Source organism: Kitasatospora sp. NPDC127060 (assembly GCF_042724935.1).
Taxonomy (GTDB): Bacteria; Actinomycetota; Actinomycetes; order Streptomycetales; family Streptomycetaceae; genus Kitasatospora.
This window is the reverse complement of sequence record NZ_JBHXEG010000005.1, coordinates 135,055-149,753: the sequence shown is the minus strand read 5'-3', so window position 1 is coordinate 149,753 and position 14,699 is coordinate 135,055. Positions and strand designations below refer to the sequence as shown.

At 74.4% G+C, this 14,699-nt stretch carries 14 protein-coding genes; 8 read left to right on the top strand and 6 right to left on the bottom strand.

All coding sequences use genetic code 11. From position 1 onward, the window contains the following. The first annotated feature begins 20 nt into the window (after positions 1-20). Together ACFWIS_RS05380 and ACFWIS_RS05375 are read left to right on the top strand one after the other, a co-directional pair. Positions 21-1,067, top strand: coding sequence for an agmatine/peptidylarginine deiminase (locus ACFWIS_RS05380; protein WP_380451696.1), 1,047 nt, complete (start codon positions 21-23; stop codon positions 1,065-1,067). Positions 1,068-1,145: 78 nt separating this feature from the next. After that, positions 1,146-1,745 carry a TetR/AcrR family transcriptional regulator gene (locus ACFWIS_RS05375; RefSeq protein WP_380451698.1) on the top strand — a complete coding sequence of 200 codons (600 nt, stop codon included), beginning with the start codon at positions 1,146-1,148 and terminating at the stop codon, positions 1,743-1,745. A gap of 167 nt (positions 1,746-1,912) precedes the next feature. Here ACFWIS_RS05375 and ACFWIS_RS05370 read toward each other — a convergent pair whose 3' ends face one another. Next, a complete protein-coding gene (locus ACFWIS_RS05370; protein ID WP_380451700.1) occupies positions 1,913-3,532 on the bottom strand; it encodes a hypothetical protein in 1,620 nt (539 codons plus the stop codon). A gap of 327 nt (positions 3,533-3,859) precedes the next feature. Here ACFWIS_RS05370 and ACFWIS_RS05365 point away from each other — a divergent pair, with 327 nt between their 5' ends. The 4 genes from ACFWIS_RS05365 (at position 3,860) to pth (ending at position 6,594) form a co-directional block, all read left to right on the top strand. Beyond that, positions 3,860-4,366, top strand: a complete 507-nt coding sequence (locus ACFWIS_RS05365; RefSeq protein ID WP_380451702.1) for a hypothetical protein — start codon at positions 3,860-3,862, stop codon at positions 4,364-4,366. A gap of 100 nt (positions 4,367-4,466) precedes the next feature. After that, positions 4,467-5,129 (top strand): DUF3105 domain-containing protein, encoded by a 663-nt coding sequence (locus ACFWIS_RS05360; RefSeq protein ID WP_380451704.1) that lies wholly within the window; start codon positions 4,467-4,469, stop codon positions 5,127-5,129. A gap of 152 nt (positions 5,130-5,281) precedes the next feature. After that, positions 5,282-5,914 carry a DUF305 domain-containing protein gene (locus tag ACFWIS_RS05355; RefSeq protein ID WP_380451877.1) on the top strand — a complete coding sequence of 211 codons (633 nt, stop codon included), beginning with the start codon at positions 5,282-5,284 and terminating at the stop codon, positions 5,912-5,914. 95 nt (positions 5,915-6,009) lie between these two features. Continuing rightward, positions 6,010-6,594, top strand: coding sequence for an aminoacyl-tRNA hydrolase (gene pth, locus ACFWIS_RS05350; protein ID WP_380451706.1), 585 nt, complete (start codon positions 6,010-6,012; stop codon positions 6,592-6,594). A 64-nt stretch (positions 6,595-6,658) separates the two neighbouring features. Here pth and ACFWIS_RS05345 read toward each other — a convergent pair whose 3' ends face one another. Further along, positions 6,659-8,179 (bottom strand): MFS transporter, encoded by a 1,521-nt coding sequence (locus tag ACFWIS_RS05345; protein ID WP_380451708.1) that lies wholly within the window; start codon positions 8,177-8,179, stop codon positions 6,659-6,661. Positions 8,180-8,323: 144 nt separating this feature from the next. On the opposite strand from ACFWIS_RS05345, the gene ACFWIS_RS05340 reads away from it, so the two are divergent. Both ACFWIS_RS05340 and ACFWIS_RS05335 read left to right on the top strand, forming a co-directional pair. Next, the gene (locus tag ACFWIS_RS05340) at positions 8,324-8,839 is read left to right on the top strand and encodes a MarR family winged helix-turn-helix transcriptional regulator (protein ID WP_380451710.1); all 516 of its coding nucleotides are present in this window, start codon (positions 8,324-8,326) and stop codon (positions 8,837-8,839) included. Between the two features lie 76 nt (positions 8,840-8,915). Continuing rightward, positions 8,916-9,425, top strand: a complete 510-nt coding sequence (locus tag ACFWIS_RS05335; protein ID WP_380451712.1) for a GNAT family N-acetyltransferase — start codon at positions 8,916-8,918, stop codon at positions 9,423-9,425. A 21-nt stretch (positions 9,426-9,446) separates the two neighbouring features. Here the strand turns inward: ACFWIS_RS05335 and ACFWIS_RS05330 are convergent, their stop codons facing one another. The 4 genes from ACFWIS_RS05330 to ACFWIS_RS05315 all read right to left on the bottom strand — a co-directional run bounded on the left by ACFWIS_RS05330 (position 9,447) and on the right by ACFWIS_RS05315 (position 14,594). Next, positions 9,447-9,956 (bottom strand): methylated-DNA--[protein]-cysteine S-methyltransferase, encoded by a 510-nt coding sequence (locus ACFWIS_RS05330; protein ID WP_380451714.1) that lies wholly within the window; start codon positions 9,954-9,956, stop codon positions 9,447-9,449. After that, positions 9,953-11,536 carry a DNA-3-methyladenine glycosylase 2 family protein gene (locus ACFWIS_RS05325; protein ID WP_380451716.1) on the bottom strand — a complete coding sequence of 528 codons (1,584 nt, stop codon included), beginning with the start codon at positions 11,534-11,536 and terminating at the stop codon, positions 9,953-9,955. The genes ACFWIS_RS05330 and ACFWIS_RS05325 overlap by 4 nt, the downstream gene beginning before the upstream one ends. Before the next feature lie 422 nt (positions 11,537-11,958). Further along, the gene (gene rsgA / locus ACFWIS_RS05320; protein ID WP_380451718.1) at positions 11,959-13,080 is read right to left on the bottom strand and encodes a ribosome small subunit-dependent GTPase A; all 1,122 of its coding nucleotides are present in this window, start codon (positions 13,078-13,080) and stop codon (positions 11,959-11,961) included. Between the two features lie 479 nt (positions 13,081-13,559). Next, positions 13,560-14,594: a cytochrome c oxidase assembly protein gene (locus ACFWIS_RS05315; RefSeq protein ID WP_380451720.1), complete on the bottom strand. Its 1,035-nt coding sequence runs from the start codon at positions 14,592-14,594 to the stop codon at positions 13,560-13,562. Positions 14,595-14,699: the final 105 nt, after the last annotated feature.

Sequence of the window (14,699 nt, the reverse complement as noted above, 5' to 3'; positions counted from 1 at the left end):
CCGTCTCCTCCAAGGATCCGATGATGACCACCCCCACGCCCGCCGCCCTCGGCTACCGGATGCCCGCCGAGTGGCACCCCCACGACCGCACCTGGATGGCCTTCCCCACCGCCAACCCCACCTTCGACACGCCCGAGAGCCTGCACACCGGGCGCCAGGCCTGGGCCGCCGTCGCCAACACCGTCGTCCGGTACGAGCCGGTCACGCTGGTCGTCAACACCGGCGAGACCGCCGACGCCCGCAGGTACGTCACCGAGGCCGTCGAGATCGTCGAACGCCCCCTGGACGACGCCTGGATGCGCGACATCGGCCCGTCCTTCCTGATCGACGGCAACGGCTCGCTCGCCGCCGCCGACTGGATCTTCAACGGCTGGGGCGCCCAGTCCTGGGCCCGCTGGGACAAGGACCAGCACATCGCCGAGCACATCAGCGAACTGACCGGCGTCCAGCGCTTCGCCTCCCGGCTGATCAACGAGGGCGGCGGCATCCACGTCGACGGCGAGGGCACCGTCCTCGTCACCGAGACCGTCCAGCTCGGCGAGGGCCGCAACGCCGACTGGACCAAGGAGGACGTCGAAGCCGAACTGCACGCCCACCTCGGCACCACCAAGGCCATCTGGCTGCCCCGCGGACTCACCCGCGACTACGACGAGTTCGGCACCCGCGGCCACATCGACATCGTCGCCTCCTTCGTCCGCCCCGGCGTCGTCGTCGCCCACGTCCAGCCCGACCCGGCCCACCCCGACCACGCCGTCTGCCAGGAGCTCGTCACCATCCTGCGCGCCGCCACCGACGCCCGCGGCCGGCAGCTCGACGTCATCGAACTGCCCGCCCCCACCGTCCTGTTCGACGAGGACGGCGAGCCCGTCGACTACTCCTACATCAACCACTACGTGGCCAACGGCGCCGTCGTCCTGTGCGCCTTCGACGACCCGCGCGACCAGGAAGCCGCCGACATCCTCGCCAAGGCCTACCCCGGCCGCACCGTCGAACTCGTCGACGCCCGCGAGATCTTCGCCAACGGCGGCGGCATCCACTGCATCACCCAGCAGCAGCCCAAGGCCTGACCGCCCCGGGGTGGGGGCACCCGCCCCCGCCCCGGTAGCCTTCGGACCTCCCCCTCCTCCCAGGAAGCAGCCCCACCAATGGCCGACCCCCGCCCGCGCCGCCCGGCGCGCCCCCGCGAGGAGGTCTACGCCACCGCCCGGACCGCCATCGCCGAACACGGCCTCGCCAAACTCACCATGGCCGGACTCGGCAAACAGCTCCAGATGAGCGCCGGACACCTCCTCTACTACTTCGGCAGCAAGGACCAGCTCCTGCTGGAAACCCTCCGCTGGAGCGAGGACCAACTCGGCACCCGCCGCCGCCAGGCCCTCACCGACCCCGCCCTCGACCCCTGGCAGCGCCTCGACGCCTACCTGCGCCTCTACCTGCCCGAAGGCCCCGGCGACCCGCGCTGGATCCTCTGGGTCGAGGTCTGGGGCCGCTCCCCCGCCAGCGCCGAACTCCGCCGGGGCCAGCAGGAGATCGAAGCCCCCTGGCAGGCCGACCTGGTCACCCTCATCGAACAGGGCACCGCCACCGGCCACTTCACCCCCGGCCCCGCCGCCGACCGCGCCGTCCAACTCCGCGCCCTCCTCGACGGCCTCGCCGTCCCCCTCGCCATCGGCCTCCCCGACACCCACCCCCCGACCGCCCTCACCCACGCCACCACCGTCGCCGCCGCCCTCCTCCGCACCTGAGGCCGGTACGGCCGGCGCAGGGGACGAGCTCACACGGCCGGCCTTGCGCGGGCAGCCACCGTCATCACCCCGTACCGCCGAACCGCCGGGCCGCCGAGCCGCCACGCGGACGCGGGCCTGGCACCAGAAGTCGAATGGGCCGACTTCCGGTGCGGGCCCGCCTGGCTTCATTCGGTCCAGATGGCGGCGGCAGTGCGGTCGTCGGCGTAGCCCTTGGCGCGGACCTGGACCTGGCGGAGGAAGTCGACGGTGCCCGGGGGGTGGGGGTGGGCCCAGTGGGAGGAGAGGAAATGGGCGACAGCGGGCTCGTCGGCGATCGGGCGGGACAAGCCTGGGGTGCAGAGCAGCAGGATGTCGCCCGGGGTGGCGGGGACGAGACGGAAGCGGAACGGGCGCGGGTCGGGGACGGGGGCTTCCGGGGCGGGCGGCTGGCCGTCCGGGTGGTGGAGCAGCCGGGCCGCGTAGGCGTCGATCCAGTGGCCGGAACGCAGCAGGTAGAGCCCGCCGGGGCCGACGCCGAAGGCGGCGCGGTAGCCCGCCGCCGGGTCGAGCGACACCAGCAGGCAGTGCAGTGCGGCCGGGGACGGGGTGTCGTCCCCGTCGGCCCGGGGAGCCAGCGCGCGCAGCGGGGCGACGGCGCCGGTGGCCAGGCGCTGGAGGCCGTAGCGCAGCCGGTCGCGGGCGCCGTCGCGCAGGTCGGTGGCGAGGCCGGTGCGGCTGCGCCCGATGGCCGCGGCGAGTTGGCGGCAGGCCTCGCCACCGGCGGCGGAGACGGCGTGCGGGGTGAGCGACTCGTCCTCTGCGGCGGTGCGGTCGTGGCCGGCGAGGACGGCGAGCAGCAGCCCGTCGGGGCCGTCGCCGAACCGGGTGACCAGCAGGCTGTCCCGGCGCGGCTCGCCCCGGTAGCGGGCGGAGTCGCCGCGGACGGAGACGGCGCGCAGCACGGTCGTCCCGTACTGGGCGCCTTCGAGGGCGGTGTCCGGCAGGACCGTGGCGAGCGAGGCCGGGTCCGCCTCCGGTACGGCCGTCGGCTCGGGCCCGTAGGTCGGGGGGCGCTCGCCGACGTGGGGGACGGCGGGCGGGGTGCGGATGGCGAGACGGGGGTCGGGGATGGGGACGGCGGCGGGCTCGGGGTCGGGCTGCGGCGCGTGGTCGGGCTCGGGTTCGGGAGTGGGTTCCTCGACGGCGGCCGGGGGTTCGGGGGTGGGTTCCGGTTGAGGCTCGGGGTCCGGTTCGGGGTCGGGGTCCGCTGCCGCAGCGGGTTCGGGCTCGACGGCGGCCGGGGGTTCGGCGGCCGGGGGTTCGGCGGCCGGGGGTTCGGGGGCCGAGGGTTCGGGGGCCGGGGCGGGCTTCTCCAGGGAGACCGGGACAGCCGGCGGCTCGGGCTCGGGCGCGGGCTCAGGAGCGGGCGCGGGTTCGACGGCGACGGTGACGGTCTCGGTCGAGGTGCGCTGGTGTCCGATACCGCCGGTGACCCCGGTGCCGCCCGTGTCCTCGATCACGCCGAGCGCGTCGTCGAACCAGTCGTCGAGGCTGTCCCGTGCCTCGGCGGGCTCGGCGGCGACATCCGCAGTCGGCTCGGCGGCCAGCTCGGCGGCCGGCTCGGCCGGCGCCGTGCGCTGGGATCCGATGAGCCCGGCGGCGGTGTCGAACCAGTCGTCGACGCTGCCGTGGCCGGGGTCGGCGTGCGGGGTGTCGGAGAGGGTGCCCGCCGGACCGTCGTAGACGGTGTCCCACCAGCCGTCGTCGGGCCGGGGCGGCTGTGCGGGTGCACCCTGCTTGCTCATCTGGCGGCTCCTGGTCGGTCCGTGGTCGCGCCGCCCCCGGCGGGGCCGGACTGGCGTCATTGTCTCCAAGTGCAACGACGCTGTCCGGGTTTCGGCGACAACCGGTCACCGATCGGATCATCCCGGCCACCGCGCTCACCTGCCGGTTCACGGCCAATGGGGTGGAGGGGCGGCGTGGGTGCCGACGCGGCGTCCGGTTCCGTTCCGTCCGTGCTTGCCGGGTCTGCCCCGAGCAGGGCGTTTCCTGGCCATTACGGGGTGTTGGGGGTTGAAAATGTGGGCCGAGGAGGGGCATCGCTTCACCCGTTCGGCTGATTAAATGTGCGCATGACCGCGTCGGCCCCGAGCTCGCCCCGACCGGGGAGGGCCGCACCTGCGGGCCACCCGGCGGGTGCGCTGTTGGTCCTGCTGCTGGTCGCCCTGCTGACCGCGCTGCCGTGTTCGGGCCTGGCGAAGGCGGACGCTCCCGTGCGCCCGGCCCCGGTTCCGGTGAGCGCCGTGTCGGTGGTCACCGCGGCGGAGGCCACTGCACCGGCCCCGCACGCCCGCGACACCGTCCGGGTGTCCGATCACCAGCACCGGCTCATGGGTCGGCAGGACCACTGGATCCTGTGCACCGCCGACGGCCGGCCGCCGAACGACAACGGCTGTTCCAGCCACCCGTTCTGTCCGCAGGACGCCCAGCTCCCGAATCCGCCGCCGCACCCGCAGCCCGCCGTGTCACCGCTGGCCGCCCCGGCGCCCGAGGCGCTGCCCCGGGTGGTGGCCGCGGGTCTGCTGGACGGTCCGCGCCCGGCGCCGGATCTGCACGCGCTCCAGGTCCACCGGTCCTGAGCGGAACCCACCGCCGACGTGCCGTCGGCGGGTCCGCCCCTCCCCCCACTTCAGCCGACCGCTGCCACGTCCGTGTGCGGCGGGGACAAGGACAACCATCATGGGTTCCGCCTCCAAGCAGTCCAACAAGCCCGGAGACAAGGGCGGCGTCGACCGCCGTGCCCGGATCGCCGAGCTGCGCGCCGCCGAGCAGCGCCGCGACCGCCGCAACAAGATCGTCGCCTCGGTGGCCGCCGGTGTGCTGGTGGTCGGCGCGATCGCCACCGGCACCTGGCTCGTCATGGACCAGAACCAGAAGCAGAAGGACCGGGTGGCCGCCTCCAACGCGGACATCCCGGGCGTGAAGACCTTCGGCGACCTGAGCCGCAACCACGTCACGAACAAGGTCGACTACCCGATGACCCCGCCGGTCGGCGGCGACCACAACGCGGTCTGGCTGGACTGCATGGGCCACGTCTACGACAAGCCGGTCGAGAACGAGCGCGCCGTCCACTCGCTGGAGCACGGCGCGGTCTGGGTGACGTACAACGGCAAGGCCACGGCGGACGACATCAAGACGCTCTCCGACAAGGTCAAGACCACCCCGTACTCGCTGATGAGCCCGTACCCGGACGAGCAGGGCACCATCACCCTGAACGCCTGGAGCACCCAGCTGATCGTGGACAGCGCCAGCGACCCGCGGGTCAACGAGTTCTTCACCAAGTACGTCCAGGGCAAGCAGACCCAGGAGCCGGGCGCCTCCTGCACCATGGGGGCGATGTGACCGCCGACCGGTCCCGCCCCGAGAAGCCTGCGGAGAAGCTCACCGCGAAGCTCGCGGCGGACCTCCCCGAGGACCTCCCCGACGACCTCGCCGGCCCGGACACCGAGCAGCCCGAGGGCGCTGCGGCCCCCGCCCGCCCCGGCCGCCGCCGGCTGTGGTGGCCGGCCGCGGTGGCCGCCGCGGTGGCGCTGGCGCTCGGGGTGCCGGCCCTGGTGGCCGGCGGGACGTCGGCCTCCGGCTCGTCCTCGCTGGCCGTCCCGGCGGACGACTCCCCCGAGGCCGGGTTCGCCCGCGACATGGCGACCCACCACCAGCAGGCGGTGGACCTCTCGTTCATCGTTCGGGACCGCACCTCCGACGAGCCGACCCGCACCCTCGCCTTCGACATCATCAACACCCAGGCCAACCAGCGCGGCATGATGATGGGCTGGCTCGACCAGTGGGGGCTGCCGCAGCACTCGCCGGCCGCGCCGATGGCATGGATGAAGATGGGCCACGACTACCAGGCCCACGACGGCTCGCTGATGCCCGGCATGGCGACCAACACCCAGATGGCGAAGCTGCGCACGCTCAGCGGCCGGGACGCCGAGGTGTACTTCCTGCAGCTGATGATCGAGCACCACAAGGGTGGCGTCGAGATGGCCCAGGGGTACGTCGACATGGCGAAGAACGACATCGAGAAGCGGCTCGCCCAGTCGATGGTGGTCGCCCAGACCTCCGAACTCCAGCTGATGACCGACATGCTGAAGGAGCGCGGCGCCGCCCCCGGCGTCCCCGCGTCCTGATCCGCTGTTCCCCGGACGGCCGGGGCGCCGGAGCGGTCCCACGACCTGCCCGCGGCGCTCCGGCCGTCCGCCGTTCCCACCCCTGGAGCACCCGCATGACCCCCGACGCGCCCTGGCTGATCGCCGGACTCGGCAACCCCGGCCCCTGGTTCCGGCTGACCCGGCACAACGCGGGCTTCCTGACCGTGGACCGGCTGGCCGAACGGCACGGCGCCCGGTTCCGCCGGCGCGGGATCGGCGCCGTGGTCGCGGAGATCGAGGTGGACGGCCGGCGGGTGCTGCTGGCCAAGCCGCAGTGGTTCATCAACCTGTCCGGCCGCCCGGTGGCCGCCCTGCTGCGCCGGTACGGGGTACCGGCGCAGCACCTGGTGGTCGTCCAGGACGACCTGGACTTCGCTTACGGCGCCGGCAAGTTGAAGCGCGGCGGCGGGCCGGGCGGGCACAACGGGGTGCGCTCGGTGGGCGACGTGCTCGGCACCCGGGACTTCGTCCGGCTGCGCTTCGGCATCGGGCGTCCGCCGAAGGGGCAGAGCATCGGGGACTGGGTGCTGAAGAAGTTCTCGGACGAGGAACTGACCGCGATGCCGGGGGTGTTGGACCGTTGCGCGGACGCCCTGGAGACGCTGGTGCGGCTCGGCCTGAACCGGGCCCAGGACGCGCTGAACGCCAACTCCTCCTGAGGCCCTTCGCGCCCCCGGGCGCTTCCGGTCAGTGGCCTGCCGGGGTGCGGCCGGGCCGGGCACCTCACCGGCGTGCGGCCGGGCGGGTCGCCTTACGGGGTGCGGCCGGGCGGGTCAGGGCGACGGCCGCCACCGCGACCGCCGCGAGGGCGGCCAGCACCGTCCGCCCACCGGACGCCGCGCCCGCCAGGTGGACACCGAGGACGGACAGCGCCATGCCGAGCGCGGTGCCCAGGCTGCGCGCCATGTTCACCATGCCGCCGCCGACCGCCGAGCACTCGGCCGGGATCGCCCGCATCACCAGGGCGTTGTTGGCCGGCAGCAGCAGGCCCAGCCCGTACCCGGCGAGCAGCAGCGGGGCCGCCACCGCCGGGCCGGAGACCGGCAGCACCGCGAACAGCAGCAGCCCGGCGGCGGCCAGGGCGGAGCCGAAGCGGCACCGGGTCACGTCCGACCAGCCCCGGGGCAGCAGTGCGCCGCCGACCGTCGCGGCGACGGCGAACCCGGCGGGCAGCAGGGTGACCACCAGTCCGGCGGCGGCCGTGGACACGCCCGCGCCGGTGAGCAGTACCGGGCCCAGCACCAGCGGGCAGAACAGCAGCAGGTAGCCGATCAGCGCGACCACCAGCCCGGAGCGCACGCCCGGGGCGTTGACCAGCCCGGGCGCCAGGATCGGCCGGGCCGCCCGCCGCTCCTGGCGCACCAGGGCCAGGGTGAGTCCGGCGGCGGCCGACAGCAGCACGGCGACGCCCCAGCCGGGCAGCGGCAGGCCGGAGGCGGTGGACAGGGCGAGCAGCAGCGCGGTGGTCGCGCCGGTGAGCAGCAGCATGCCGGGCAGGTCGAAGCGGGGCCCGGAACGTCGGCACTCGGGCTTACGGGCTCCCGGGACGAAGGCGGCGGGCCCGTCGGCGGGAGTCCCATCGACGGCGGATCCGTGGGCGGGAGGCCCATCGACGGCGGTCCGGGTGCGGGGCAACAGGTACCAGCCGGCCACGATGCCGAACGCCGCGATCGGCACGTTGACCCAGAACACCCACTGCCACGAGGCGTGCTCCACCAGCAGCCCGCCCAGGCTCGGCCCGAGCGCCAGCCCGAGGCCCTGGGCGGCGGCCTGGATGCCGAGCGCGCGCCGCATCGCGTGCTCCGGGACACCACGGGCGACCAGGGCGACGCTGTTGGACTGCATCATCGCGGCGCCGACGGCCTGCACGGCCCGGCAGCCGACCAGGATCCACAGGCTGCCGGCGAATCCGGCACCGAGCGAGGAGAGGCCGAAGACGGCGAAACCGCCGATGTACATGGTCTTGCGGCCGAGCAGGTCGGACAGCCAGCCGATCGGGGCCAGCAGGGCGACCAGGACGAGCAGGTAGGCCAGGGCGACCCACTCGACGGCGGCGAAGCCCGCGTCGAAGTGGCGGCCGATGGCGGGGAAGACCAGGGCGATGACGCTGGCGTCGAGCTGGCCGAGGAAGGCGCCGAGGCAGACCGTGCCGACGGCCAGCCAGTGGGCGTGGCGCCAGCCGGCTATGCCGCGGGGCCGGGGCCGCTCGGTGAGCAGCCGTGCGGCAAGGGCAGTGGCGTTCATGCCGCAAATATATCGGATACAGATATGTTCTTTCTACGAGTTGCTCGTCCCGCGATACGAAAGATCTCGCGGTGCGTCCAGCCCGCGTCCGAGGAGCGGACGGCACCCCGGGAACGCCCCGTACCAGGCGATACGCTGTCCGCCATGCCGTCGTCACCACTCGTTCCCGACCCCGCCACCGAAAGCCCCGACCCGGCGGTCGAGCACGCCCGGCGGCTGACCGACACCGTCACCCGGCTGCGCCGCGCCCTGCGCAGCAGCATCCGCACCGACTACCCGTGGGAGTCCCTGCCGATGGCGCAGGTCGAACTCCTCCAGACGCTCGCCGCCGCCCCGCTGCGGGTCGGCGAACTCGCCGCCCGCCAGCGGCTCGCCCCCAACACCGTCAGCGGACTGGTCGGCAAACTGCTGGAAGCCGGGTTCGTCGACCGCCAGGCCGACCCCGGCGACCGGCGCACCGCCCGGATCGCGCTCACCGAGGCCGGGCGGCGCCAGCTCGACGACTGGCAGCACGCCCACGAACGCCGGATCGCCACCGCCCTGGGCACCCTCGACCCCGCCGACCGGGCGACGGTCGTCCACGCGCTGCCCGCACTGGACCGGCTCGCCCGCGCCCTCGCCCAGCCCGGAACCGGCCCCGAGGCGCCCACCGCCGGATGAAACCGGTGGCGACCGGAGCACCGCGGGCACCGAAACCGGTGGTCACCGGAGCACCACGGGCGCTACCGTCCCCGGCATGACCAGCACCGAACTACGGATCGAGCCCTGGACGGACACCGACCTGGCGCTGCTCCGCCGGGTGAACACGCCGGAGATGAAGAAGCACGTCGGCGGGCCGGAGACGGAGGAGCAGCTGCTCGTCCGGCACGCGCGCTACCTGGACTTCGTCCCGTCCGGACTGGGCTGCATGTACCGGATCGTGCTGCTGCCCGAGGGCGAGGCCGTCGGCACGGTCGGCTACGGCACCCGCGACTGGGAAGGCGAGACCGTGCACGAGATGGGGTGGAACGTCCTGCCCGGACACCAGGGGCGGGGCATCGCGGCCGCCGCGACCCGGGCCGCCGTCGCGGCCGCCCGGCGCGAGGCCGCGCACCGCTTCCTGCACGCCTTCCCCTCGGTGGACAACCCCGCCTCCAACGCGGTGTGCGCGAAGGCAGGGTTCACGCTGCTCGGCGAGACCGAGTTCGAGTTCCCACCCGGGCGGTACATGCGCAGCAACAACTGGCGGGTGGACCTCCGGAGTTGAGCACCCCCAGCGGCGTGTTCGTCAGAACAGGGTGCCGCTCTCCAGCTCCAGCAGCCGACGCTTGCGGTCCACGCCCGCGGCGAACCCGGTGAGCGAACCGTTGGCTCCGAGCACCCGGTGGCAGGGGCGCACGATCAGCAGCGGGTTGGCGCCCACCGCGCCGCCGACCGCCCGGACCATCCGCGGCGACTGCCCGGCCAGCTCGGCGAGTTGGCCGTAGGTGACGGTCGTGCCGTACGGCACCTCGTCCAGCGCGGCCCAGATCCGGCGGCGGAACTCGGTGCCCTCGGGGGCGAGTCGGAGGTCGAAGGTGGTGCGCTCGCCGGCGAAGTAGGCGGTCAGCTGGGCGACCGGCTCGGCCAGGGCCTCCGGGTCGAACTCCCAGTCGTCGGCGGGCTCGGCCAGCGCGTACTTCTGCCCGGGCGCGGTGACGGTGGCGAGGGCCGCCGGGCCGCCGTCCTCGGGCAGCGCGCCGCTGAGCAGCAGGCGGCCGAGGGGGCTCTCCATGGTGGTGTAGACGGTGGTGCTCATGCCGGGTCGTTCTCCGTTCCGGAGTTGGTGCTCATGCTGGTGGTGCTGCTGGTGCTGGTGCGCGTGGTGGCGCCGGCGCCGGTGTCGCCGTTGCTCGGGGCGGGGCCGGCCCACAGCCGGTGGACGGCGTAGGAGCGCCACGGGGCCCAGGCTCCGGCGGCGCAGGCGGCGGCCTTGGGGTCCCCGGGGGCGCCGAGCCGGAGCAGGCCGTGCTTGACGCCCACGTCGCTCGGGAGGAAGACGTCGGGGTCGGCGAGGGCGCGCATCCGCAGGTAGCCGACCGTCCAGGGGCCGATGCCGGGCAGGCCCAGCAGCCGGGCGGCGGCCTCCTCCCGGTCCACGCCGCCGTCCAGGCGCACCACGCCCTCCGCCAGCGCGGCGCACAGGCCGGTGAGCGCGCGGCGACGGGCCGCGGGCATCGCGAAGTCCTCCGGGTCGGCGGTGGCCAGGGCCGCCGCCGTGGGGAAGAGCAGGCGCAGGCCGCCGCTCGGTTCGGGCAGCGCGGTGCCGTACTTCTCGGCGAGCCGGCCCGCCAGGGTACGGGCTGCGCCGACGGTGATCTGCTGGCCGAGCACGGCGCGGACGGCGAGCTCGTGCGGCTCCACGTGGCCGGGCGAGCGCAGCCCGGGGCGCTCTCGGACCAGCGGGCCCAGCACCGGGTCGGCGCCGAGCTGCTCGTCCACGGTGTCCGGGTCGGCGTCCAGGTCGAACAGGACCCGCAGGCGCTGGACGGCGGTGGGCAGGTCCCGCAGATCGGCGAGCAGCAGGCGGCAGTCGAGCCAGCCCCGGGTGCGCCGATCCTCCGGGGCGAGGCCGTCGACCTCGGCGATGCCGTGCCCGTACGGGAGCGCGAGGGTGCGCCGGTAGGTGCGCACGCCGGGACGCGCGCCGGGCACCACTTCCTCCACGCCGGGGACGGCGCGCAGTTCCAGGAAGTCGATCAGGTGGTCGCTGTCGAACGCGCCGCGGTAGGCCAGGCGCAGCGTGAGACCGCCGGCCGGGGTCGCGGTGCGACGGCCGGACGTCACCTCGGCGCGCAGGCCGCTGGGGGTGCGGTCGTAGACCTCGCGGACGGTGTCGTTGAACTGGCGGACGGAGGCGAAGCCGGCCGCGAACGCGATGTCGGTCACGGGCAGCTCGGTGGTCTGCAGGAGCAGTCGGGCGGTCTGGGCCCGGCGGGCGCGGGCCAGCGCGATCGGGCCGGCGCCGAGCTCGGCGGTCAGCTGGCGCTGCAGCTGGCGGGCGCTGTAGCCGAGCCGGTCGGCCAGGCCTGCCACGCCCTCGCGGTCCACCACGCCGTCGCCGATCAGGCGCATCGCCCGGCCGACCAGGTCGGCGCGGTGGTTCCACTCCGGGGAGCCGGGCACCGAGTCCGGGCGGCAGCGGCGGCAGGCGCGGAAGCCCGCGCCCTGGGCCGCAGCGGCGCTCGGGTAGAAGCGGCAGTTGACGCGCTTGGGGGTCACGGCGGGGCAGCTCGGTCGGCAGTAGATGCCGGTGGAGGTGACGGCTGTGAAGAAGACGCCGTCGAAGCGGGCGTCGCGGCTGTCCACGGCTCGGTACCGGATGTCGTCGTCGATCACGTTGTCCAGTTTGCGGCACTAGGCGGGGGGTGACTGGCGGGAATCGGACATCGCCGTTGGGGGCCTCCCCCTCCCCCTCCCCACCCTCCCGCCACCACCACCGCGCGCCAACCCACCGCGCGCCAACCCACCGCCCACCACACTTACCGCCCACCACACCCACCGCTCGCCTGCCCGCTCGCCCGCGCTCCCCACGTGGTGGGCTCCGCACTCGCGCGCCCCTGGCCTGCCCTCGGCAGGCCCTGCGCCGATCCTGCGCCTGCCCGGGGCCCAACCTTCCCGGCCCTGCACCTCCCCAGGGCCCACTCTCCCGGCCCTGGACCACCCCGCCTCACCCCCGCACTGCCCGGCCGCCGGCCGACCGGTCAGTGCGGGTGGTCAGGCCCGGCCGCGTCGGGCCGAGGCTCAGCCGTCAGGCCAGGTCAGCGCTTCACCGGACCTCCCGTCGCACGCATCGACTTGGTGATCGCCTTCCACTTGTTCAGCCGGGCCTTGGCGACCCGGGCGTCCGTGCGCGAGGCGATCCACTCGTTCTCGCGCTGGAGCTTGAGGTAGCTGTCCATCCGGCGCTGCGGCAGGGTGCCGGCGTCCAGCGCCGCCCGGACCGCGCAGCCGGGCTCGGTGTGGTGGTTGCAGTCGTGGAAGCGGCAGGCCTCGGCCAACTCGGCGATGTCCGCGAAGGCCAGGTCCACCCCCTCGCCACCGTAGAGGCCGACCTCGCGCAGCCCGGGGGTGTCGATCAGCACGCCACCACCGGGCAGCGGTATCAGTTCGCGGGTGGTCGTGGTGTGGCGCCCCTTCTGGTCGGCCTCGCGGGCCTCCTGGATGGTCATCACCTCGGCGCCGACCAGCGCATTGGTGAGGGTGGACTTGCCCACGCCGGACTGGCCGATCAGCACCGTGGTGCCGGGGGCGCAGGCGCGGAGGACGTCGATGCCCTCGCCGGTCTCGGCGCTGACCACCAGCACGGTGACGCCCGGTGCGACGCCTTCGACGTCGGCCCGGATGAACTCGGCGTCGTCGACGAGGTCGGCCTTGGTGAGGACGACCAGCGGTTCGGCGCCGGACTCCCAGGCCAGGGCGAGGAAGCGCTCGATCCGCCCGAGGTCGGGATCGACCGCGAGCGAGGCGGTGATCAGGACGGTGTCGACGTTGGCGGCCAGCACCTGGCCGTCGGAGCGCTTGCCGGCCACCTTGCGGATGATCGCGGTGGAGCGCGGCAGCAGCGCGGAGACGGCGGCCATCGGCTGGGCGTGCAGGTCGACGGCCGCCCAGTCGCCCGTGCACGGACAGTTGATCATGTCGGCGTCGCCCACCGGCCGGGTGTCGAGCCGGACGGTGCGCAGCTGGCCCGTTTCCGGATCGGCCAGGACGGCGTCGCACTGGCCGCGGTCGACCCGGACGATCCGGGCCGGGAGCAGCCCGGCTTCGGCGAGCGGGGCGAAGAGTTCCTGGAGCTCCGGTGTCCAGCCGTAGCGGGCCAGCGGGGAGCTCTCGGTGGAGAGGGAAGAAGAGAACGACGAAGCGGAGGCAGCGTTGAACAACGCAGTGGCCCTTCGGGAGGAGATGGTCCCGGCGGGCTACGGCTGGCGCGAAGGGCTCAGCCGGCGGCCGGGAAGGGGAGGTGAACGCGCGTGCTGCCCAGGGCAGCTATCGGGGCGACAACGACCACGGGGGTTCACCTCCTGCTCTCTACTCCTCGGGCGGCCCAATGGCCCCCGAACCTGATGTGTCACACGCTAACGGGGCGGTGGATCGCCGCCAACCTATTTTTGACCTGCGGAAATGCGTTCCGGAGAGGGCACAGCGGGCCCTTGGGGGCCAAAGTTGGACCGGCACCCGGCGATGACACGCCGATTGCCCGGCGAGGACGCCGACGAAGCCCCCGTCCCGACCCCGACCCCGTCCCGACCCCGTCCCGACCCCGACCCCGACCCCGACCCCGACCCCGACCCCGACCCCGGGCTCCGACTCCAACCCCCGACCCCCGACCCCGCCACGTGCCCCACGCCCCGGACGGGCCCTACCCCCCGTACCGGTGCTTGAGGTTGGGGTCGTCCAGCCACCACGGCCGCATGCCGGTCTCCTCTTCCTCCGGCAGCCCGGCCGCCCGGGCCTCGGCGGCCTGCGCCTCGAAGCGGGCGTCCAGCTCGGCGTCCACGGCCTTGATCTCCTCGCGCCCCTGCACCACCATCCGCCGCACCAGCGCGGCCACGAACGGCAGCCCGACGAGGTCCCCCAGCACCCAGAAGGCGTTGCCGCCCCAGGTCTGGTCCTGGGCCAGGCTCGGCCCCCAGGGCCGCCCGAGTGCCACGTAGTAGTGCTCGGCGACGAGGTGGCCACCGTAGATCAGCACGATCCCCAGCCCCGCGTCGAAGATCACCTCGGCGAAGGTGATGAACAGCCCGACCAGGTGCGGGTACTCGTGCCCGACCGGGTCGAGCTGCAGTCGCGGCCAGAAGTAGGCGAGTCCCAGCAGCACCAGTGCCAGGTGCAGCACCACGTTCCCGACGCCGCTGGAGAGCGACCACTCGTACCAGGGCGTGAAGTAGAGCAGCCACGGCGGCGCCATCAGCAGCGCCGTGGAGACCGCGGGGAACATCAGCACCTTGGACGGCCGGCTGCGCAGCGCCCGCAGGATCCGCTCCCGCCGGTGCTCCGGCGAGGAGTCGGCCAGCAGCGAGACGGGGGCCCCGAGCGCGAGCAGCAGCGGGACGACCATCAGCAGCAGCACGACCTGCACGGCCCGGTCGGTGAAGAGGATCCGCTCGTACACCCCGAGACCGGAGCAGGTGCACCAGATCCACAGCAGCAGCCCGCCGAGGAAGGCCGCGGTGCGGGTGGGCTGCCAGCGGTCGCCGTCGCCGCGGTTGACGGTGCGCACCGCGGCCAGGTACCAGGCGCCGAGCAGGACCGAGAGGGCGAGCACCAGCGGTTCGAGGGTCCAGGAGGTGGCCAGGTCGGACCACTGCCACGCGGGCGGCCCGCTGTAGGCGAGCGCCCGCACGGCGCCGCCGTGGCCGAGTGCCTGGAACGCGCCGTCCGCCGCGCCGTTCATCCGTCCGCCCGCCTCTCCCGCACCCGCCACCCGGCCGTCGCCGGGGAGGCGCCGGGAGTCGCCGGAGAGGCGCCGGGAGTCGCCGGGCAGGGGCCGCGGCGCCCG